This window comes from Burkholderia sp. MS455 (assembly GCF_016899445.1).
In the GTDB taxonomy this organism is placed as follows: Bacteria; Pseudomonadota; Gammaproteobacteria; order Burkholderiales; family Burkholderiaceae; genus Burkholderia; species Burkholderia pyrrocinia_C.
On the sequence record NZ_CP041779.1, the window covers coordinates 2,461,898 to 2,482,002 of the forward strand.

The 20,105-nt window shown below is 61.9% G+C and carries 19 protein-coding genes, 2 tRNA genes and 2 rRNA genes; 8 read left to right on the forward strand and 15 right to left on the reverse strand.

Annotated features, from left to right (window positions below; genetic code table 11):
* Positions 1–35 precede the first annotated feature (35 nt).
* Complete coding sequence (locus tag FPJ27_RS30420; protein WP_204423881.1) at positions 36–767, forward strand: MotA/TolQ/ExbB proton channel family protein; 732 nt, start codon at positions 36–38, stop codon at positions 765–767.
* 13 nt (positions 768–780) lie between these two features.
* Positions 781–1,209, forward strand: coding sequence for a biopolymer transporter ExbD (locus FPJ27_RS30425; RefSeq protein WP_204423884.1), 429 nt, complete (start codon positions 781–783; stop codon positions 1,207–1,209).
* A 37-nt stretch (positions 1,210–1,246) separates the two neighbouring features.
* On the opposite strand, the gene FPJ27_RS30430 is transcribed toward FPJ27_RS30425, so the two are convergent.
* Complete coding sequence (locus FPJ27_RS30430; RefSeq protein ID WP_204423887.1) at positions 1,247–1,492, reverse strand: hypothetical protein; 246 nt, start codon at positions 1,490–1,492, stop codon at positions 1,247–1,249.
* 105 nt (positions 1,493–1,597) lie between these two features.
* Positions 1,598–2,572 (reverse strand): LysR substrate-binding domain-containing protein, encoded by a 975-nt coding sequence (locus FPJ27_RS30435; RefSeq protein WP_072445370.1) that lies wholly within the window; start codon positions 2,570–2,572, stop codon positions 1,598–1,600.
* Between the two features lie 122 nt (positions 2,573–2,694).
* Between FPJ27_RS30435 and FPJ27_RS30440 the strand changes: the two genes are divergently transcribed.
* The 3 genes from FPJ27_RS30440 (at position 2,695) to FPJ27_RS30450 (ending at position 4,533) form a co-directional block, all read left to right on the forward strand.
* Entirely contained in the window at positions 2,695–3,567 is an 873-nt protein-coding gene (locus FPJ27_RS30440; RefSeq protein WP_204423889.1) for a pirin family protein, read from the forward strand.
* Between the two features lie 100 nt (positions 3,568–3,667).
* Positions 3,668–4,150 (forward strand): SRPBCC family protein, encoded by a 483-nt coding sequence (locus tag FPJ27_RS30445; RefSeq protein ID WP_034183488.1) that lies wholly within the window; start codon positions 3,668–3,670, stop codon positions 4,148–4,150.
* Between the two features lie 137 nt (positions 4,151–4,287).
* Positions 4,288–4,533, forward strand: coding sequence for a hemin uptake protein HemP (locus FPJ27_RS30450; RefSeq protein WP_072445372.1), 246 nt, complete (start codon positions 4,288–4,290; stop codon positions 4,531–4,533).
* A gap of 313 nt (positions 4,534–4,846) precedes the next feature.
* Here FPJ27_RS30450 and FPJ27_RS30455 read toward each other — a convergent pair whose 3' ends face one another.
* The 5 genes from FPJ27_RS30455 to uvrB all read right to left on the reverse strand — a co-directional run bounded on the left by FPJ27_RS30455 (position 4,847) and on the right by uvrB (position 10,399).
* A complete protein-coding gene (locus FPJ27_RS30455; RefSeq protein ID WP_034183486.1) occupies positions 4,847–6,244 on the reverse strand; it encodes a 4Fe-4S binding protein in 1,398 nt (465 codons plus the stop codon).
* The gene (locus FPJ27_RS30460; protein WP_072445374.1) at positions 6,241–7,083 is read right to left on the reverse strand and encodes an FTR1 family protein; all 843 of its coding nucleotides are present in this window, start codon (positions 7,081–7,083) and stop codon (positions 6,241–6,243) included. Before FPJ27_RS30460 ends, FPJ27_RS30455 begins: the two co-directional genes overlap by 4 nt.
* A gap of 58 nt (positions 7,084–7,141) precedes the next feature.
* Complete coding sequence (locus FPJ27_RS30465) at positions 7,142–7,474, reverse strand: cupredoxin domain-containing protein (protein ID WP_204423891.1); 333 nt, start codon at positions 7,472–7,474, stop codon at positions 7,142–7,144.
* 55 nt (positions 7,475–7,529) lie between these two features.
* Positions 7,530–8,081 (reverse strand): iron transporter, encoded by a 552-nt coding sequence (locus tag FPJ27_RS30470; protein ID WP_072445376.1) that lies wholly within the window; start codon positions 8,079–8,081, stop codon positions 7,530–7,532.
* Between the two features lie 227 nt (positions 8,082–8,308).
* Positions 8,309–10,399 (reverse strand): excinuclease ABC subunit UvrB, encoded by a 2,091-nt coding sequence (gene uvrB / locus FPJ27_RS30475; protein WP_034183483.1) that lies wholly within the window; start codon positions 10,397–10,399, stop codon positions 8,309–8,311.
* 251 nt (positions 10,400–10,650) lie between these two features.
* On the opposite strand from uvrB, the gene FPJ27_RS30480 reads away from it, so the two are divergent.
* Entirely contained in the window at positions 10,651–11,850 is a 1,200-nt protein-coding gene (locus tag FPJ27_RS30480; protein ID WP_204423894.1) for an amino acid aminotransferase, read from the forward strand.
* 126 nt (positions 11,851–11,976) lie between these two features.
* Here FPJ27_RS30480 and FPJ27_RS30485 read toward each other — a convergent pair whose 3' ends face one another.
* Positions 11,977–12,765, reverse strand: a complete 789-nt coding sequence (locus FPJ27_RS30485) for a 3-hydroxybutyrate dehydrogenase (protein ID WP_204423897.1) — start codon at positions 12,763–12,765, stop codon at positions 11,977–11,979.
* Between the two features lie 163 nt (positions 12,766–12,928).
* Between FPJ27_RS30485 and FPJ27_RS30490 the strand changes: the two genes are divergently transcribed.
* Both FPJ27_RS30490 and rlmJ read left to right on the forward strand, forming a co-directional pair.
* Positions 12,929–13,900, forward strand: a complete 972-nt coding sequence (locus FPJ27_RS30490) for an aldo/keto reductase (protein ID WP_204423900.1) — start codon at positions 12,929–12,931, stop codon at positions 13,898–13,900.
* A gap of 111 nt (positions 13,901–14,011) precedes the next feature.
* On the forward strand, positions 14,012–14,857 hold the full coding sequence (gene rlmJ / locus FPJ27_RS30495; RefSeq protein WP_204423902.1) for a 23S rRNA (adenine(2030)-N(6))-methyltransferase RlmJ: 846 nt from the start codon (positions 14,012–14,014) through the stop codon (positions 14,855–14,857).
* Positions 14,858–14,872: 15 nt separating this feature from the next.
* On the opposite strand, the gene FPJ27_RS30500 is transcribed toward rlmJ, so the two are convergent.
* From FPJ27_RS30500 to FPJ27_RS30530, 7 genes are all read right to left on the reverse strand, one after another.
* Positions 14,873–15,241: a hypothetical protein gene (locus tag FPJ27_RS30500; protein WP_072445470.1), complete on the reverse strand. Its 369-nt coding sequence runs from the start codon at positions 15,239–15,241 to the stop codon at positions 14,873–14,875.
* A 113-nt stretch (positions 15,242–15,354) separates the two neighbouring features.
* Positions 15,355–15,501 carry a DUF3563 family protein gene (locus FPJ27_RS30505; RefSeq protein ID WP_072445473.1) on the reverse strand — a complete coding sequence of 49 codons (147 nt, stop codon included), beginning with the start codon at positions 15,499–15,501 and terminating at the stop codon, positions 15,355–15,357.
* 216 nt (positions 15,502–15,717) lie between these two features.
* The gene (gene cueR, locus FPJ27_RS30510; protein WP_072445469.1) at positions 15,718–16,122 is read right to left on the reverse strand and encodes a Cu(I)-responsive transcriptional regulator; all 405 of its coding nucleotides are present in this window, start codon (positions 16,120–16,122) and stop codon (positions 15,718–15,720) included.
* 255 nt (positions 16,123–16,377) lie between these two features.
* A 5S ribosomal RNA gene (gene rrf, locus FPJ27_RS30515) occupies positions 16,378–16,490 on the reverse strand.
* Positions 16,491–16,621: 131 nt separating this feature from the next.
* Positions 16,622–19,503, reverse strand: a 23S ribosomal RNA gene (locus FPJ27_RS30520).
* Between the two features lie 304 nt (positions 19,504–19,807).
* Positions 19,808–19,883, reverse strand: a tRNA-Ala gene (locus FPJ27_RS30525).
* A gap of 85 nt (positions 19,884–19,968) precedes the next feature.
* Positions 19,969–20,045 (reverse strand) — tRNA-Ile (locus tag FPJ27_RS30530).
* Positions 20,046–20,105 lie beyond the last annotated feature (60 nt).

Below are 20,105 nucleotides of genomic sequence, written 5' to 3' on the forward strand. Positions count from 1 at the left end.
CCTGCCTCATCCGGAAGATTCAAAGGAAACAAAAAATGCAAAGCTACGGTATCGCGCACGTCTGGGCGCAAGGTGATTTCGTCACGCGCGCCATCGCGATCACGCTGCTCGTGATGTCGGTCCTGTCGTGGATCGTGATCGTCATCAAGGGCTGGAACGTGATTCGCCTGAACCGCCTCACGAAGAACGCCGAACAGGCGTTCTGGCATTCGAACAATTTCGACGACGGCGTCAAGAAGCTCGGCCTCGCCGCATCGACGCCGAACGACAACCCGTTCCTCACACTCGCGCTGTCGGGCAAGGAAGCCGCCGATCACCACCACCAGACGCAACCGCACCTGCACGACCGCATGGACGTGTCGGACTGGGTCACGCGCTGCCTGAAGGACACGATGGACGAAGGCATCTCGCGCATGCAGAGCGGTCTCGCGATCCTCGCGTCGATCGGCAGCACGGCGCCGTTCGTCGGCCTGTTCGGCACGGTCTGGGGGATCTACCACGCACTGCTCGCGATCGGCGCAACCGGCCAGACGTCGATCGACCAGGTCGCGGGCCCGGTCGGCGAATCGCTGATCATGACGGCCTTCGGCCTGTTCGTCGCGATCCCGGCCGTGCTCGGCTACAACGCACTGACCCGCGCGAACAAGGGTGTCGTCAGCAAGCTGCGCCGCTTCGCGCACGGCCTGCACGCATACTTCGTGACGGGCGCGAGCCTCGCATCGTCGTCGACGCGCGACGGCCTGCGTCTCGCGACGCGCGCCAGCTGAGGCGAGGTGAACCATGGCAATGAACACCGGTTTCAGCGACGATGACGACGATGCCGTGATGAGCGAGATCAACATGACGCCGCTCGTCGACGTCATGCTCGTACTCCTTATCATTTTCCTCGTGACGATCCCGGCGATGCAGCATGCGGTGAAGATCGACCTGCCGCATGCCAGCAGCCAGCCCGTCGACGAAAAGCCGCAGACGGTCGACGTCGCGATCCAGGGCGACGGCACGATCCTGTGGGACGACCACACGGTCACGCGCGAACAGCTGCAGGTGCGCATCGCGGAAGCGGCGAAACGCACGCCGCAGCCGGAGTTGCACCTGCGTGCGGACCGCAAGGTTGCATACGAGCATGTGGCCGAAGTGATGTCGGATGCGCAGGCCGGCGGCCTGACGAAGCTCGGCTTCGTAACGGAGCCGGGCGCGAAAGCGAAGTAACGCACCTCGCGGGGCGCATCTAGCTAGCCGGCCGTCCCTAACCGGGCGTCCCTAACCGGGCGTCCCCAAAGTAAAAGGCCTTCATCGCCAGATGAAGGCCTTTTTTCATGCGCACGCGGGCGCCTTCGGGCGGCGGGCTCTTCGGCGGTATCGGTTGCGCCTCGAGCAACGCAAATGCGGCTACCGTGGTCTGCACGGACTGCGCGTTCTGCCCTATCTGGCTCGCAATATATGCGGCCACCTGATTTCGCTCAGAAACTTCCTTCACGAAATGGGATTTCAATATAGGCTCGCCCGCCCGCGCATTCAAGGTTCCGGCGATTGAAACTTGCGATTGCCGGCGACGCTTCAATGACAAAACAAATTTGCCTCGTCGTGCGCGTCGTGTTCAGGTCGCCGAAGCATCGGCCGCCGCTTCCTTCTTTGCGCGCTCGGGGCAACCCGGCTCCTTGTAGGCGCCGTGATCGAGCTTCTCGACCAGGTAGTCGACAAACGCACGCACTGCGGGCGGCATCCCCTGCCGCGACACGAACACCGCGTACAGTTGCGGCACCGGCAGCGTCCAGCCCGGCATCACGGGCGACAGTTGGCCCGCGCGCAGCGCGTTGCCGTACATCATCTCCGGCAGCGCCGCGATGCCGAGGCCGTCGAGCACGGCCTCGCGGATCGTCATCAGGTCGGCCGTCACGAGCCGCGGGTCGTGCTCGTGCACATGACGCGTACCGTCCGGCGCGATCAGGTTGAACACATGCCGCCCGTCGACGCTCGGCGTATCGAGCGTCTCGAAGTAAGTCAGGTCGTCCGGCACCAGCGGCGGCGCATTCTGGCTCAGCAGGCTCGGCGCGCCGACCAGCATCTGCTCGGTGCGCCACAGCGGCCGCACGACGATGTTGGCGTTCTGCGGCGGCTCCGAGCGAACTCGCAGCGCGACGTCGACCGAATCCTCGAACAGGTCGATCACGCGGTTCGTCACGCGGACGTGCACCTTCACCTCGGGATAGCGGCGCAGGAATTCGGGCAGGATGCGCGACAACATCGTCTGCGACAGCGTGACGGGCACGCTGACACGCACCGAGCCGCGCGGCGACGCGCGCAACTGCTGCACCGCGTTCATCGCGGCCCGCGCTTCGGCGAGCATCGCCTGGCAATGCTGGTAGAACAGCTCTCCCGCCTCGGTCAGCGCGAGCTTGCGCGTCGAGCGCTGCAGCAGGCGCACGCCGAGCGCCGCCTCGAGCTCGGTCAGGCGCCGCGACAGGCGCGATTTCGAGATGCCCAGCACGCGCTCCGCAGCCGAGAAACCGCCATGTTCGACGACCTGCGAAAAGTACATCAGGTCGTTCAGGTTATGCGCATCGATATTCATGTCATCGTTCCAATTTCAGAACAATCCATTGCGAACCGCCGCAAATCGAACGGTTAAACGCCCAATATAATAGCGCTATGTTTCAAAAATAACGCTATTCCGATGATTTCGAGGGCTTCCGTATGACGACCGCTCGCTCGCTTGACCGCACATACCCCGCGCTTCGCACGACCGAAGGCGGCGGCTTCGTGGTTCACCGCCCGTTCCCGACCCGGCTGCTGATGGATTTCGATCCGTTCCTGCTGCTCGACGAAATGGGGCCCGTCGATTACGCCCCCGGCGAAGCCGTGGGCGCGCCCGACCATCCGCATCGCGGCTTCGAAACCGTGACCTACGCACTCGACGGGCGTTTCCGCCATCGCGACTCGTCCGGCCATGCCGGCACGCTCGGCCCCGGCGACGTGCAGTGGATGACGGCCGGCTCGGGCGTCGTGCACAGCGAGATGCCCGATCCGGCGTTCGCGCAGGCGGGCGGCCGCTCCCACGGCTTCCAGCTATGGGTCAACCTGCCGCGCCGCGACAAGATGATCGCGCCGCGCTATCAGGAGATTCCGGCCGACCGCATTCCGAGCGCGACGTCGCCGGACGGCCGCGCGCGCGTGCGCGTCATCGCCGGCGAAGCGTTCGGCGTCCGGGCCGCGATCGAGACGCGCACGCCGATCCTCTACCAGCATTTCACGCTGGAACCCGGTGCGACGGTCACGCAGCCCGTGCCGGCCGGCTATCGCGTGTTTGCCTATCCGATCGACGGAACGGGCCTCTACGGGCCCGACAGGCAGTCTGTCGACGCACGGCACATGATCGTCTACGGCGACGACGGCGACACGGTCACGTTCACCGCCGGCGACGGGCCGCTCGATCTGCTGCTGATCGGCGGCGTGCCGCTCAACGAGCCGATCGTCCGCTACGGCCCGTTCGTGATGAATACCGAGGAAGAGATCCGGCAGGCCGTCGTCGACTACCAGACCGGCCGCATGGGTCGCATCGAAGCCTGACGCCCGATCGGGGGCGGCAGGTGCCGCGAAACGGATGGTTTTGCGTCACAATAACTTCTTGAACCATGTGGCCGCCCACCACCAGAAGGAATCCGTACCCTTGAACTTCGAACACCTGATCCAGATCAACTCCGACGATCCGGCCGTGCCGACCCTCACCCGCGACCAGCTCTGGGAAGGCCTCGTGCTGCGCGCCGAACAGCCGCAGCTGTTCGTGCTCGGCCTCGATAGCTGCGTCGTCCACGAACGGACGGAAACGACGCTCGAACGTGAACTGCACTACGGCCACGCGACCGTTCGCGACCACGTCACGTTCACGCCGAACCAGCAGGTCCGCTACGACATCCGCGCGGCCGATGGCGAGATCGGCGGCTCGCTGACGATGACGATCGAGGAGCGCGAAGACCACGAGCTGTTCCTGCGTTTCGAATACCGCACGACGCTGACCGTCTCGGACGACAGCGAAGAAGCTCGGCAGACGCACGGAATCGTCAAGGAAGCGTACCGCACGTCGGATATCGACACGGTCCGCCTGATCCGTGAGTACGCACAGGGCCGCAAGGACCCCGATCCACTGCATTGAACCCGGTGGCGGCCTGCCGGCCGCCCTTTGATTCAAGCTATCAAGTTCACCGTTCCGATCGATAAAGAGTTTTTGTAAATGGGAATAGTTATCATTTAGAATTCATTCCATCGTATCGACAGTCACCGATCAACCGAATGACCGACACCATGCGCCCGACCACGCTGACCTTGCGCCGCACGACCGGCACCACAGGCAGCAGCCGTCAAAAGACGGCAGCGGTCACGACGCCGGCGAAACCCGCCGGCAACCGCGATGCAGGCACGCGGGTCGTCAGCAGCGATGCGCTGCTGCAAGGCCACAGCCACATCAGCATCGCGCATAACGGAGAGACCTATCAGTTGCGTGCCACACGGCTCGGCAAACTGATCCTGACGAAGTAACGACCGAGTATTGTGGGGACCACCTCCCTGAGAGGTGTTGGGCATTAGCCAGCGTAACGGCTTGCACGCGAGATCTAGACCCCTTCGTGCAAACACACTCAAGCAGCCGTTGCAGCAAGCCAAGCCACTTTTTTGGTTCTCGCACAAGGAAGAAAAAAAGCGACACGTCGAAGGACGTGTCGCTTTTTTGTTTGAGCAGCCAATGCGTGAAGCAGGCCGCCCGCGTTCGTTGTCGCTCAATGCATGCTGAAAGCTGAACCGCGCTTGTTTCCTCGCGGCTTCGCACCGCAGCCGAAGCCGCACACAAGCCGCTTCAGAAACCCCAGAACATCAACCACCATGCGCTGTCGACGACCGCAAGCCCGACGGCGAACCACGCGAATGCCGCGAGCCGGCGCGGCCAGGCCGCATAACGCCCGGTCACTTTCCACGCGAGCCACGCACTCCATGCGTTGGCGCCGACCAGGATCGCGATGCGCACGTCGGTCGCCCAGCCGAGCGGTACGTGTTCGGCGCGCAGCAACGACAACGTCGTTGCCGACAACCCGAGGAACACGCCCGCGCCCGCGATCGGGATCAGCGCCTGCGCGAGATGATGCAGCCGCACGCGATCGAAACGGCCGAGCATCAGCGTGGCGCCGGCCAACAGCACCAGCAGCGCCGTGCCGTACACGAGCCCCGTGCCGACGATATAGCTGACGATCAGCCCGCCGTCGAGCCAGGAGAACACGTCGTTGCGATCCGGATAATGCGTGAGCAGGAACCAGGGCGCATTGGTTTCGAGCGGCCAGGTGATGTCACGGTCGATCAGCCAGCCCGCGAGCCATTGCTTGATCTGCACGAACCACGGACTGACGGTCCAGTGGAACGCGCCGATCGCGACGCCGAGCAGGCCGTACAGGATCAGCGCGGTATCCCACGGGTTCGCCTGCTGCGCGCCAAGGTTCACGACCTCGTCGGACGGCGAGCGCGACGACAGCGAGATCGCATCGCGGTGCCCGCTGCAGCGGCCGCACATATGGCACGCCGCGGCGCCCTTCATGCTGCGCAACGGCACGAGCGGCGCGCAGTTGATCGGAATCACGCGATGGCCATGCTCGCCATTCTTGTACGAACGGCGCCACGCATCCTCGTCGACCTTGTAGCGCATCGGCGCGAGCCGCGCGAGCAGCCCGAATACGCCGTTGACCGGACACAGGTACTTACACCACACGCGCTTCTCGCGGCCGTACAGCACACCGATCACGATCGCGCCGACGGTCGAGCCGCCGAGCACGAACAACACCGCGAGCGGGTACTGGTACACGCTCACCATCTGCCCGTAGATCGTCGTGATCCCGAACGCGACGAACGGCCAGCCGCCCCACCGTATCCAGCGCGGAATCGGGCCGCCGCGGCCGAACTTGCTCGCGTATTCGGTGAGGGCGCCTTCCGGGCACAGCACGCCGCACCAGACGCGGCCGAGCATCACCATCGACAGCAGCACGAACGGCCACCAGATGCCCCAGAACGCGAATTGCGCGATCAGCGTGAGGTTGTTCCATAGATGTGCGGAATCGTCCGGCAGCGGCAACACCGCCGGCACGATGATCAGGAACGCGTAGACGGCGACGACGCCCCACTGGATGCCGCGGATCAGCGCACCGTGGCGCTGCATCCACTGGCCGGCCTGCGCGAGCCAGCCCGGCTTGGCTGCGGCGACAACGCTCATGCCGTGCGGCCCGCTGCAACGGCCGGACGACGGCTCGCGCGCTTCATCAGCAGCCAGACAACCGCCCAGTACACCGCATAGGCGACCAGGTTGGTCAGTGCCGGGTGCGCGCGATAGCCGGTCAGCGTCGCGACGAGCGAGCCGAACGTGCCCGAATCATCGAGGATCGCGGACGTGTCCCACACCTGCGAGATGCCGAGCGGCAGGATTTCCTTGTCGATCAGCTTGTCGACGCCGGTCTGGAACAGGCCCGCGCCGAGGAACAGCAGCATCACTTCGGTGACGCGGAAGAAATGCCGCCACGAGAAGTATTTGCCGCCGAGCTGCAGCAAATAGAACGTGAAGAACGCGAGGCCGAGGCCGATCAGCACCGCGAGCATCTGGTTGCCGTCGACGTGGCCCGACTGGCCGAACCCGAGACCGTACAGGAAGATCACCGTCTCGCTGCCTTCGCGTGCGATCGCGAGCGCGACCAGCACGGCGACGCCCCACCAGTTCGAATCGCGCGTGCTCTGCTGCAGCGATTGCTCCATGTCGCGCTTCAGCGTGCGGCCGTGTCGGCGCATCCACAGCACCATCTGCACGATCAGCACGCATGCGATCAGCACCATCGCAGTCTGGAAGTAGTCCTGCGCGTCGCCGGACAGCACTTCGGTGAAACCGACCAGCGCGGCACCAAGGCCGACCGCCATCAGCAAGCCGACACCGACGCCGGCCCAGAGAAAAGGCAAGCCGCGGCGCGCGTCGTCGTCGCCGTTTTTCAGCCATGCATAGAGAATGCCGACGACGAGCAGCGCTTCGACGCTCTCCCGCCAGACGATGAACAAGATCTGACCCATCGATACCTCCTGACGCGCGGGGCAACGGACTGCTATGCCCGCGCGCAGATAAAACGCGTTACTTCGCGACGATCACGCCCTGCGCCTGCTGGTGGAAATCGTCGAAAAACTTGTATTCGCCCGGCGGCAGCGGAGCGACGACCACGAACGAATCAGCGCCCGGCGCGAGCACCTTCTCCTTGCGCAGTTGCACGCTCTCGAATTCGGCGGCACCCTTGCCGGTGTTCTTGATCTCGATCTTGAAACGCTGGCCGGCCGGCACTTCGATGCGAGCGGGATTCAGCTTGCCATCCGCCATCTCGAGCTTGAACGTCGGCAGATCGGCGGCGTGCGCCGCGCCGGCGAGCCACAACGCAGCGGCTGCAGCGATGATTTTCTGGGGAATTTTCATTCTGGGTTCTCTACGCCGACGGCGCGCGGAAGCGCGCCGTTCGTGATGCCGCCGATCAGTAACCGCCCTTCTTGCCGATACCGGCGAACGGGAAGTCGTACTCGAGCGTAACGGGCTTGAACCATGCGCCCACGCCCGTTTCCTTGTCGACGTGACGGCCGAACGCCATGTGGCCCGACTGCATCGGCGGCTTGACGACCATCGTCAGGTGGTACTTGCCCGGGCCGTTCAGCTTCACATTGTCGCCATAGTGCGGACCGTCGCTCGCGACCATGCCCATCAGGTCGCCTTCAGACTTCCACTTCGTGTCGCCCTGCTTCGTCAGCTTGTACGTGACCTGCAGATACGGCATCCAGTCGCCTTCGGCGAAACCCGTCGGGTTGTTCTTGACCGCATGGATGTCGGCCTCGAGGTGGATATCGGAATCCGACGCCTTGCGCATCATCCCTTCCGGGTCCATCGTGATCGGCTGCAGGTACACCGCGCCGATTTCCATGCCGCCCTGGATCTGCTGCTTGCCGATCGGATATTCGGCCGCCGAGGCCGACATCGCGGCAAGCGCCGCTGCTACCGCAACCGTCGTGCGGATGAACGAAGAACCCAACATGGACACTCCTTGTTATTTGTCTGACTATCTTGACGACATGCGGGCCGCCGCCGGGGCGGCTCGCTGAAAACACTAACGCAATGAAGAACGTTAATGCGAACAATTCTCAATAATTGTGGAGTTTAGCACCGAACCTGTTTCGGAACAAACCGGATACCGCGTAAACCCCTGATTCGACAAGGCTTACAGACCGGTTACTGACAGGTTTTGGTGACGTTTGGAAAGATTTACCGGCCGCCGCTGATGTGGTCGCCGACGTTCGCGCCGAACACGCGCTCGCGCAACAGCGCAAGCTGGTCGCGCGTCGCGGCGGCCTTCTCGAATTCGAGGTTCTTCGCGTAGTCGGCCATCTGCTTCTCGAGACGCTTGATTTCCTTCGCGAGCTGCTTTTCCGACATGTCCTCGAATTTCGCGCGTTGCTGCGCTTCCTTCAGCTCCGCGCGCGCCTCGTCCGCGTTGTAGACGCCGTCGATGATGTCCTTGATGCGCTTCACGACGCCGCGCGGCGTGATGCCCATTTTTTCGTTGTGCGCGATCTGCTTCGCGCGGCGGCGCTCGGTCTCGCCGATCGCGCGCTTCATCGACTCGGTCATCGTGTCGGCATAGAGAATCGCCTTGCCGTTCACGTTCCGCGCGGCGCGGCCGATCGTCTGGATCAGCGAGCGCTCGGCGCGCAGGAAGCCTTCCTTGTCCGCATCGAGGATCGCGACGAGCGACACTTCCGGGATGTCGAGGCCCTCGCGCAGCAGGTTGATCCCGACCAGCACGTCGAACGTGCCGAGCCGCAGGTCGCGGATGATCTCGACACGCTCGACCGTGTCGATGTCGCTGTGCAGGTAGCGCACCTTGACACCATGGTCGGCCAGAAATTCGGTGAGCTGTTCGGCCATGCGCTTCGTCAGCACGGTGATCAGCACGCGCTCGCCGGCCTTCACGCGCGCGTTGATCTCGGTCAGCACGTCGTCGACCTGCGAGCTCGCCGGCCGCACTTCGATTTCCGGATCGACAAGCCCCGTCGGCCGCACGACCTGTTCGGCGACCTGCCCCGTCACGCGCTTCTCGTAGTCGGCCGGCGTGGCCGACACGAACACGACCTGACGCATCTTGCGTTCGAACTCGGGGAACTTGAGCGGCCGGTTGTCGAGCGCCGACGGCAGGCGAAACCCGTAATTGACGAGGTTTTCCTTGCGCGCGCGGTCGCCGTTGTACATGCCGTTCAACTGGCCGATCAGCACGTGCGACTCGTCGAGCAGCATCAGCGCATCGGGCGGCAGGTAGTCGACGAGCGTCGGCGGCGGCTCGCCGGGCGCCGCGCCCGAGAAATGCCGCGAGTAGTTCTCGATGCCCTTGCAGAAGCCGAGCTCCTGCAGCATCTCGAGATCGAAGCGCGTGCGCTGCTCGAGGCGCTGCGCCTCGACGAGCTTGCCGTCGCGGTGGAAGAACTCGAGGCGTTCGCGCAATTCGTCCTTGATCGTCTCGACCGCGCGCATCACGGTATCGCGCGGCGTCACGTAGTGCGACGACGGATACACGGTGAAGCGCGGAATCTTCTGCCGCACGCGCCCGGTCAGCGGGTCGAACAGATGCAGCGTCTCGACCTCGTCGTCGAACAGCTCGACGCGCACGGCCATTTCCGCATGTTCGGCCGGGAAGATGTCGATCGTGTCGCCGCGCACGCGGAACGTGCCGCGCTGGAAATCCTGCTCGTTGCGCGTGTATTGCATCGCGATCAGCCGCGCGATCACGTCGCGCTGGCCGAGCTTGTCGCCGGTGCGCAGCGTCAGGATCATCTGGTGATATTCGGACGGGTTGCCGATACCGTAGATCGCCGACACCGTCGCGACGATCACCACGTCGCGGCGCTCCATCAGGCTCTTCGTCGCCGACAGCCGCATCTGCTCGATGTGCTCGTTGATCGACGAATCCTTCTCGATGAACAGGTCGCGCTGCGGCACGTAGGCCTCAGGCTGGTAGTAGTCGTAGTACGAGACGAAGTACTCGACCGCGTTGCGCGGGAAGAACTCGCGGAACTCGGCATAGAGCTGGGCCGCGAGCGTCTTGTTCGGCGCGAACACGATCGCCGGGCGGCCGAGCCGCGCGATCGTATTCGCCATCGTGAAGGTCTTGCCCGACCCCGTCACGCCGAGCAGCGTCTGGAAGGCAAGGCCGTCGCCGATGCCTTCGACGAGCGTGTCGATCGCGGTCGGCTGGTCGCCTGCGGGCGGATACGGTTGATACAGCTGGAACGGCGACCCTTCGAAGGTGACGAATTTGGATTCGTCGAGCGCGTCGCCGACTTCGGCATGATGTTCGGACATGGAATGCGGCCGGAGCGAGGGCAAAGAAAGCATTCTAGCGCTTCGCGGCCGCGCGAACTGCTGTCGGCTCCTGACGCGCGACGGCCGCCCGAAATCGCGATTCACCGCCGAATCGCCCGCCCCCGCCAGCGCGAATTCGCTACAATGGCAGGCTGCTGCGCTTTCCGGCGTCGCGCCCGTTGGCGCGCGGTTCGCTGCGCCCGCCCCGCCGGCTGAAAGCCTGACCCTCTTTTCACTACTGCCGAATCATCATGTCGCTCTTCTCCGCTGTCCAGCTTGCTCCCCGCGACCCGATCCTGGGCCTGAACGAAGCCTTCAACGCCGATGCGCGTCCGACCAAGGTCAACCTCGGCGTCGGTGTGTACACGAACGAAGAAGGCAAGATTCCGCTGCTGCGCGCGGTTCGCGAAGCAGAGAAGGTGCGTGTCGAGGCCGGCCTGCCGCGCGGCTACCTGCCGATCGACGGGATCGCCGCCTACGATGCGGCCGTGCAGAAGCTGCTGCTCGGCAACGATTCGCCGCTGATCGCAGCGGGCCGCGTGGTCACGGCCCAGGCACTGGGCGGCACGGGCGCACTGAAGATCGGCGCCGATTTCCTGCGCACCGTGAACCCGAACGTGAAAGTCGCAATCAGCGATCCGAGCTGGGAAAACCACCGCGCGCTGTTCGAAGCGGCCGGCTTCGAAGTCGTCGCGTACCCGTATTACGACGCCGCCACCAACGGCGTGAACTTCGAAGGCATGCTGTCGGCGCTGAACGGCTATGCGGCAGGCACGGTCGTCGTGCTGCACGCGTGCTGCCACAACCCGACCGGCGTGGATCTGACCGAAGCGCAATGGCAACAAGTCGTCGACGTCGTGAAGGCGCGCAACCTCGTACCGTTCCTCGACATGGCGTACCAGGGCTTCGGCGAGAACATCGAGGCCGATGCGGCCGCCGTGCGCCTGTTTGCTGCGGCCGACCTGAACGCGTTCGTGTCGTCGTCGTTCTCGAAGTCGTTCTCGCTGTACGGCGAGCGCGTCGGCGCGCTGTCGATCATCACGTCGAGCAAGGAAGAAGCCACGCGCGTGCTGTCGCAACTGAAGCGCGTGATCCGCACGAACTACTCGAACCCGCCGACCCATGGCGGTGCGGTCGTCGCCGCGGTGCTCGCATCGCCGGAACTGCACGCTTCGTGGGTGCAGGAGCTCGGTGAAATGCGCGATCGCATCCGCGCGATGCGCAACGGCCTCGTCGAGCGCCTGAAGGCGAGCGGCGTCGATCGCGACTTCAGCTTCATCAACGCGCAGCGCGGGATGTTCTCGTATTCGGGCCTGACCTCGGCGCAAGTCGATCGCCTGCGCGACGAGTTCGGCATCTATGCGGTCGGCACGGGCCGGATCTGCGTCGCAGCGCTGAACACGCGCAACCTCGACGTGGTCGCCAATGCAATCGCAGCCGTGCTGAAGTAACTCGGCACCAGCAGGCTGCAGCCGTCGCCGGCCCCGCCCTGCCCCGCCGAAATGAAAAACGCGCTCCCCGGAGCGCGTTTTTTTTACCGTTCGACGCAGCGGGCGACTACGCCGCTCGCGCCCGCGTTACTGCATGAACCAGCCGTGACTGACGACGAACGACTGGCCCGTCAACGCAGCGCTCGGGAACGCCGACAGGAACAGCACCGTCTGCGCGACGTCCTGCACCGTCGTGAACACGCCGTCGACCGTGTTGCCGAGCATCACCTTCTTCACCACTTCCTCTTCGCTGATCCCGAGCTCCTTCGCCTGCTCCGGAATCTGCTTGTCGACCAGCGGCGTGCGCACGAAGCCCGGACACACGACGTGCGAGCGCACGTTGTGCTTCGCGCCTTCCTTCGCGAGCACGCGTGCGAGGCCGAGCAGGCCGTGCTTGGCCGTCACGTATGCCGACTTCAGCGGCGACGCTTCGTGCGAGTGCACCGAACCCATGTAGATCACGACGCCACCGCGATCGTCCTTGTACATGTGCTTGAGCGCAGCCTTCGTCGTCAGGAATGCGCCGTCGACGTGGATCGCCTGCATCTTCTTCCAGTCGGAGAACGCGTAGTTCTCGATCGGGTTGACGATCTGGATGCCCGCGTTCGACACGAGGATGTCGACCGAGCCGAACGTTTCGGCGACCTTGTCGATGCCGCTGTTCACGGCTTCCTCGTTCGTCACGTCCATTGCAACGCCGATCGCCTTGCCGCCTGCCTTGTTGATCTCGTCGGCGACCGCATTGGCGCCGTCCTGGTTCAGGTCGGCGATCGCGACAGCCGCGCCCGCTTTCGCGAGTTCCAGTGCGATTTCCTTGCCGATGCCGCTCGCGGCGCCCGTGACGACTGCGGTCTTGCCATTCAGATCTGCTGCCATGTCCGTCTCCTCCCGTTATCGGATCGATAAAACACGCGCCGGCCGCATCCGCTTTCATCGCGCGACGTACCGGCGGGCCAGCCGTCATTGTGCACGATCGGCCCCGCCGTTCGCGCGCAAAACGTCTAAGCTTAAGGTCGGTTCTGTCACGCAGGAGGTTCGCATGCACTATCGACGGCTAGGCCGTTCCGGCCTGCAGATCAGCGCGCTCTCGCTCGGCTCGTGGGTCACGTACGGCAACCAGGTCGACCAGCGGGTCGCGCGGGAATGCCTCGCCGCGGCACGCGACGCGGGTGTCAATTTCTTCGACAACGCCGAGGTTTACGCCGGCGGCAAATCCGAGGAAATCATGGGCCACGCGCTCAAATCGCTCGACTGGCCACGCATCAGCTATATCGTGTCCACGAAGTTCTTCTGGGGGCTCGCGGAAGCACCGAACCAGTATCACACGCTGAACCGGAAATACCTGCTGAACGCGATCGACGGCTCGCTGCGCCGGCTACAGCTCGATTATGTCGACCTCGTCTATTGCCATCGGCCCGATCCGAACACACCGATCGAGGAAACCGTCTGGGCGATGAGCGACATGATCGTGCGCGGCAAGGCGTTGTACTGGGGCACGTCGGAATGGAGCGCCGACGAGATCCGCGCCGCGTGCGAGATCGCCGAACGGCATCACCTGCACAAGCCGGTCGTCGAGCAACCCCAGTACAACCTGTTCCACCGCACGCGGGTCGAACTGGAATATGCGCGACTCTACGACGACTACGGCCTCGGCCTCACGACCTGGAGCCCGCTGGCATCGGGCCTGCTCACCGGCAAGTATCGCAACGGCGTGCCGCCGGGCAGCCGCGCACAACTGCAGGGTTACGATTGGATGCGCGACCGCCTGACCGATCAGGCCAGCAACGACATCGTCGAACGGCTCGGCGGGATCGCGGTCGACCTCGGCTGCAGCACGGGCCAGCTCGCGATCGCGTGGGTGCTCGCGAATCCGCGCGTGAGCTCGGTGATCACCGGCGCATCGCGAATCGAGCAGATCGGCGAGAACATGCGCGCGCTCGACGTCGCCGCGAAGTTGACGCCGGATGTGAAGCAACGCATCGAGGAGGTGGTCGGCAACGCATACGAGTAAGGCGACTCACCGCCACTCGCGTACAATACGCGGCCGCATCGGCGCCCGGCCTGACAGCCGCGCCCGATCGACCGCTTTCATCGATTCACCTTCTGTTTCAGGCAGCCCGCCATGCTCAGTTATCGTCACGGTTTTCACGCAGGCAATCACGCGGACGTGCTCAAGCACGCCGTCGTCGTCCAACTGCTGCGCTACCTGAACAAGAAAGACAAGTCGTACTGGTACATCGACACGCATGCCGGTGCCGGCGTGTACTCGCTGCGCGACGGCTACGCGGCAAAGACGGCGGAATTCGACACCGGCATCGGCAGGCTGTGGAACGACAAGAACCTGCCGGAAGCGCTGGGCGATTACGTGGACGAAGTACGCGCACTGAACGACGACGGCGAACTGCGCTTCTACCCTGGTTCCCCGTATATCGCATGGCGATCGATGCGCGAACAGGACCGGATGCGCCTGTTTGAAATGCACACGACGGAAATCGACGTGCTGCGCCACAACTTCCGCGACGCCGGGCGACGCGCGATGATCTTCGCCGGCGACGGCTTCGAAGGCATCAAGGCGCTGCTGCCGCCGCCGCCGCGACGCGCACTCGTGCTGATCGATCCGTCCTACGAGGACAAGAAGGACTACGCGCGCACGGTAAGCTGCGTGACGGAATGCCTGAAGCGTTTCGCGACGGGCTGCTACGCGATCTGGTATCCGCAGGTCATGCGGACGGAATCGCAGCGCTTTCCCGAGCAGTTGAAGCGCCTGCAACCGAACAACTGGCTGCATCTGACGCTGACGGTATCGAATCCGCCTGCCGATGGACTAGGCCTCTACGGCAGCGGGATGTTCATCCTGAATCCGCCGTATACGCTTGCGCAAAGCATGAACGAGGCACTGCCCTATCTGGTCGAGGTGCTGGGACAGGATAGCGGCGCCCGTTGTCAGATCGAGCACCGCGGAAACTGACCGGGCGACCGGCCGTTACGGCTGCGGCCTCGGTGCGAGTCTCGGTTGGTTGGCCGGCGGTACGCCCCAGCCTGGCACATTGATATAAGGTGCGACGAACAGCGGCACCGACGTGTTCGGCACTTGCCCGGCCGGAGCCCGCATGCCCGCCGGCTCGACGATCGGCTCGGAAGACAACGGCGCTGTCTGCAGCACCAGCCCGCCCTTGCCGTCCTGGATACCGCGCTGCGTATCGAGAATCAGCGGTTTGGACGAAGTCGCGGCACCGGCCGCGAAGCCATGGACAAGCATGGCCGCGCCCAGAACGAGACGCGCGCGGGCACTGCGACGCACATCGAGACGCAAACGCATGATCGTGTCCTTCACGGTGAAAAGCAGGTCCATACCATAGCGCCGCATCGTCGATTTCGCCAGATCCGGCGCACAAAAAACAAAGCCCCGTCAACACGGGGCCTGCTTATCGATCGGTGCCATACGGCACCTGGCGGTGACTCGGATTACAGCGAGTAGCCATTGGTCTCGAGCGAGCGGATGCGGTGCTCGAGCTGGACGATGTCCGACGACGTGGCGAGGTAAGCCTCACGGCGCTCACGTTCTGCAGATTCGAACCAGTTGCTCAGCTTTTCGACGATGTAGGCGATCATGATGTTCTCCAAGGAAGGGGGACCCCTGGCGAATCGAGATTCAGGGATTTCCCGTATAGGGTATTCCCGAATTATAGCGACGCCGCACCAAGATGCCAGTGAAATACTTGCATGGAAACCATTCCAATTCGGAATGGGCGCGCGCTCACCAAAGCTAACTCATTGATTTTTATAGAGGTTGAGTCGAGCGCCTATTTCGGACCCTGAACACACGCACTAATCTGGTTCGCTGACGGGATCGGCCAGGCGCGCCAAAATCGGGCATTCGGGCCGTCCGTCACCATGGCAGTGCGCGGCCAGGTCGGCCAGCGTATCGCGCATGTCGCTCAGTTCCGCGATGCGCCTGTCGAGTTCGGCCACGTGCTCGAGGGCGATCGACTTCACCTCGGCGCTGGCGCGGGAGCGGTCTTGCCAGAGCATCAGCAGCTTGCGGATGTCCTCGACGAGAAAACCAAGCCGTCGCGCCTGACGGATGAAGCGCAGGACGTGGATTTCGTCCGCGCCGTAGATTCGGTAGCCAGCGTCGGTACGCTTGCTCGGCGCAAGAAGGCCGACCTGCTCGTAGTACCGGATCATTTTTGCGCTGACTCCGGATGCGCGCGACGCGTCACCGATATTCATTCCCCGCCCTCTCCATCAAGCCCCGGTTTCGAACGTGAACGTCGACGTATGCAATCGCCGACGACATTTCGATCGTACCAAATCACGCGGCTTCGTTCCGCGGTGCGCGCAGGTAGATGGAAGACGGCTGATCTCCGGCGGATGCCGACAGGATGCGATGATGGAGCACGCTACTCTTGCCCGGCGCGCCCGGCATTTTGGCCGCGCCAATGCAAAAACCCCCGCCTGGTCGGGCGGGGGTTTCTGGCTAAGGGAGCCTGACGATTACCTACTTTCACACGGGAATCCGCACTATCATCGGCGTAGAGTCGTTTCACGGTCCTGTTCGGGATGGGAAGGGGTGGGACCGACTCGCTATGGTCATCAGGCAAAGGGGGTTGTTGCGTTGCTTCGCAGCGCAACCAATCTTGGAAGAAGCAGTAATTTTGAGTTGTGTGTATCACACACGAGAATCCAACCAATCCGACGCGCTGTAATCAGCGCGAGACAGACTTGTTATAGGATCAAGCCTTACGGGCAATTAGTATCAGTTAGCTGAACGCATTACTGCGCTTACACACCTGACCTATCAACGTCCTGGTCTCGAACGACCCTTCAAGGGGATCTAGTCCCCAGGGATATCTCATCTTAAGGCGAGTTTCCCGCTTAGATGCTTTCAGCGGTTATCTCTTCCGAACATAGCTACCCGGCGATGCCACTGGCGTGACAACCGGTACACCAGAGGTTCGTCCACTCCGGTCCTCTCGTACTAGGAGCAGCCCCCTTCAAATATCCAACGCCCACGGCAGATAGGGACCAAACTGTCTCACGACGTTTTAAACCCAGCTCACGTACCTCTTTAAATGGCGAACAGCCATACCCTTGGGACCGGCTACAGCCCCAGGATGAGATGAGCCGACATCGAGGTGCCAAACACCGCCGTCGATATGAACTCTTGGGCGGTATCAGCCTGTTATCCCCAGAGTACCTTTTATCCGTTGAGCGATGGCCCTTCCATACAGAACCACCGGATCACTATGACCTGCTTTCGCACCTGCTCGACTTGTCGGTCTCGCAGTTAAGCACGCTTATGCCATTGCACTATCAGCACGATTTCCGACCGTACCTAGCGTACCTTCGTACTCCTCCGTTACGCTTTGGGAGGAGACCGCCCCAGTCAAACTGCCTACCATGCACTGTCCCCGACCCGGATCACGGGCCAAGGTTAGAACCTCAAACAAACCAGGGTGGTATTTCAAGGACGGCTCCACCGAAACTAGCGTTCCGGTTTCATAGCCTCCCACCTATCCTACACAGATCGGTTCAAAGTCCAATGCAAAGCTACAGTAAAGGTTCATGGGGTCTTTCCGTCTAGCCGCGGGTAGATTGCATCATCACAAACACTTCAACTTCGCTGAGTCTCGGGAGGAGACAGTGTGGCCATCGTTACGCCATTCGTGCAGGTCGGAACTTACCCGACAAGGAATTTCGCTACCTTAGGACCGTTATAGTTACGGCCGCCGTTTACCGGGACTTCAATCAAGAGCTTGCACCCCATCATTTAATCTTCCGGCACCGGGCAGGCGTCACACCCTATACGTCCACTTTCGTGTTTGCAGAGTGCTGTGTTTTTATTAAACAGTCGCAGCCACCAGTTTATTGCAACCCCTTCACCCTTTGCGCGCAGGCGCATCAAGCTACAAGGGCGTACCTTATCCCGAAGTTACGGTACCAATTTGCCGAGTTCCTTCTCCCGAGTTCTCTCAAGCGCCTTAGAATACTCATCTCGCCCACCTGTGTCGGTTTGCGGTACGGTCATCGTTAGACTGAAGCTTAGAGGCTTTTCTTGGAACCACTTCCAATTGCTTCGCTCCCTAAGGAGCTCGCGCCACACCCTTGAATCCCGCGCCCGGATTTGCCTAAGCGCCTTCTCCAATGCAGCGACCGGGACTTCCAACACCCGGACAACCTTCCGCGATCCGTCCCCCCATCGCATCTAACAATGGTGCAGGAATATTGACCTGCTTCCCATCAGCTACGCATTTCTGCCTCGCCTTAGGGGCCGACTCACCCTACGCCGATGAACGTTGCGTAGGAAACCTTGGGCTTACGGCGAGGGGGCCTTTCACCCCCTTTATCGCTACTCATGTCAGCATTCGCACTTCCGATACCTCCAGCACGCTTTTCAACGCACCTTCGCAGGCTTACGGAACGCTCTCCTACCATGCGAGCATAGCTCGCATCCGCAGCTTCGGTATATAGCTTAGCCCCGTTACATCTTCCGCGCAGGACGACTCGATCAGTGAGCTATTACGCTTTCTTTAAAGGGTGGCTGCTTCTAAGCCAACCTCCTGACTGTTTTAGCCTTCCCACTTCGTTTCCCACTTAGCTATATTTGGGGACCTTAGCTGGCGGTCTGGGTTGTTTCCCTCTTGACACCGGACGTTAGCACCCGATGTCTGTCTCCCGTGATTGCACTCTTCGGTATTCGGAGTTTGCTATGGTGGGGTAATCTGCAATAGACCCCCCAACCATGACAGTGCTCTACCCCCGAAGGTGAGACACGAGGCACTACCTAAATAGTTTTCGGAGAGAACCAGCTATTTCCAAGTTTGTTTAGCCTTTCACCCCTATCCACAGCTCATCCCCTAACTTTTCAACGTTAGTGGGTTCGGACCTCCAGTACGTGTTACCGCACCTTCATCCTGGCCATGGATAGATCACTTGGTTTCGGGTCTACGCCCAGCAACTGAACGCCCTATTCGGACTCGCTTTCGCTACGCCTGCCCTATACGGTTAAGCTTGCTACTGAACGTAAGTCGCTGACCCATTATACAAAAGGTACGCCGTCACCCCTTACGAGGCTCCGACTGTTTGTATGCATGCGGTTTCAGGATCTATTTCACTCCCCTCCCGGGGTTCTTTTCGCCTTTCCCTCACGGTACTGGTTCACTATCGGTCGATCACGAGTATTTAGCCTTGGAGGATGGTCCCCCCATCTTCAGACAGGATTTCACGTGTCCCGCCCTACTTGTCGCACACCTAGTTCTTTCATACTGTTTTCGCCTACAGGGCTATCACCTGCTATGGCCGCACTTTCCAGAGCGTTCGGCTAACAATACAAATAAAGAGTGCAAGGCTCATCCCATTTCGCTCGCCACTACTTTGGGAATCTCGGTTGATTTCTTTTCCTGCGGTTACTTAGATGTTTCAGTTCACCGCGTTCGCTTCACTGGACCTATGTATTCAGTCCAGGATGACCCAAAAGGGCCGGGTTTCCCCATTCGGACATCTACGGATCAAAGCTCGTTTGCCAGCTCCCCGTAGCTTTTCGCAGGCTACCGCGTCCTTCATCGCCTGTGATCGCCAAGGCATCCACCACATGCACTTGTTCGCTTGACCCTATAACGAGTCTGTCTCATCGACAGTCGCTACAGGTTGAGTTCTCGCGTTGTGCCGTATTCCAATTGAGCCGAACAATGAAGTTCGAATCATCTTGAGATACATCGATACAATCACAACCCGGATAGTTTTCACGTCCATCTCGAGACGCTTCCGCTATCCAAATTACTTGCTTCTTCCAGATTGTTAAAGAACGACAGCCGATATGGTGTTACTCATATCACTCTGACTGGCTCAATCGCCAATGGCAAATGCTCGTCTCACACGTCACTTTCGTGTGATCCAAACGCTTCCCATTGAAGATTGGTGGAGGCAGACGGGATCGAACCGACGACCCCCTGCTTGCAAAGCAGGTGCTCTCCCAGCTGAGCTATGCCCCCATGTACAGAGACCTCAGGTACTAGCCTGTCGGCTTGGGGTACTCGTAAGCGCTAAAGCGCCAACGATCACCGACACGTCAGACAATGGTGGGTCTGGTTGGATTCGAACCAACGACCCCCGCCTTATCAAGACGGTGCTCTAACCGACTGAGCTACAGACCCCTGAGTCTGTCTTTAATTTACAGCCGATAAGCGTGAGCGCTCAACTTCGCGAGATAGCTC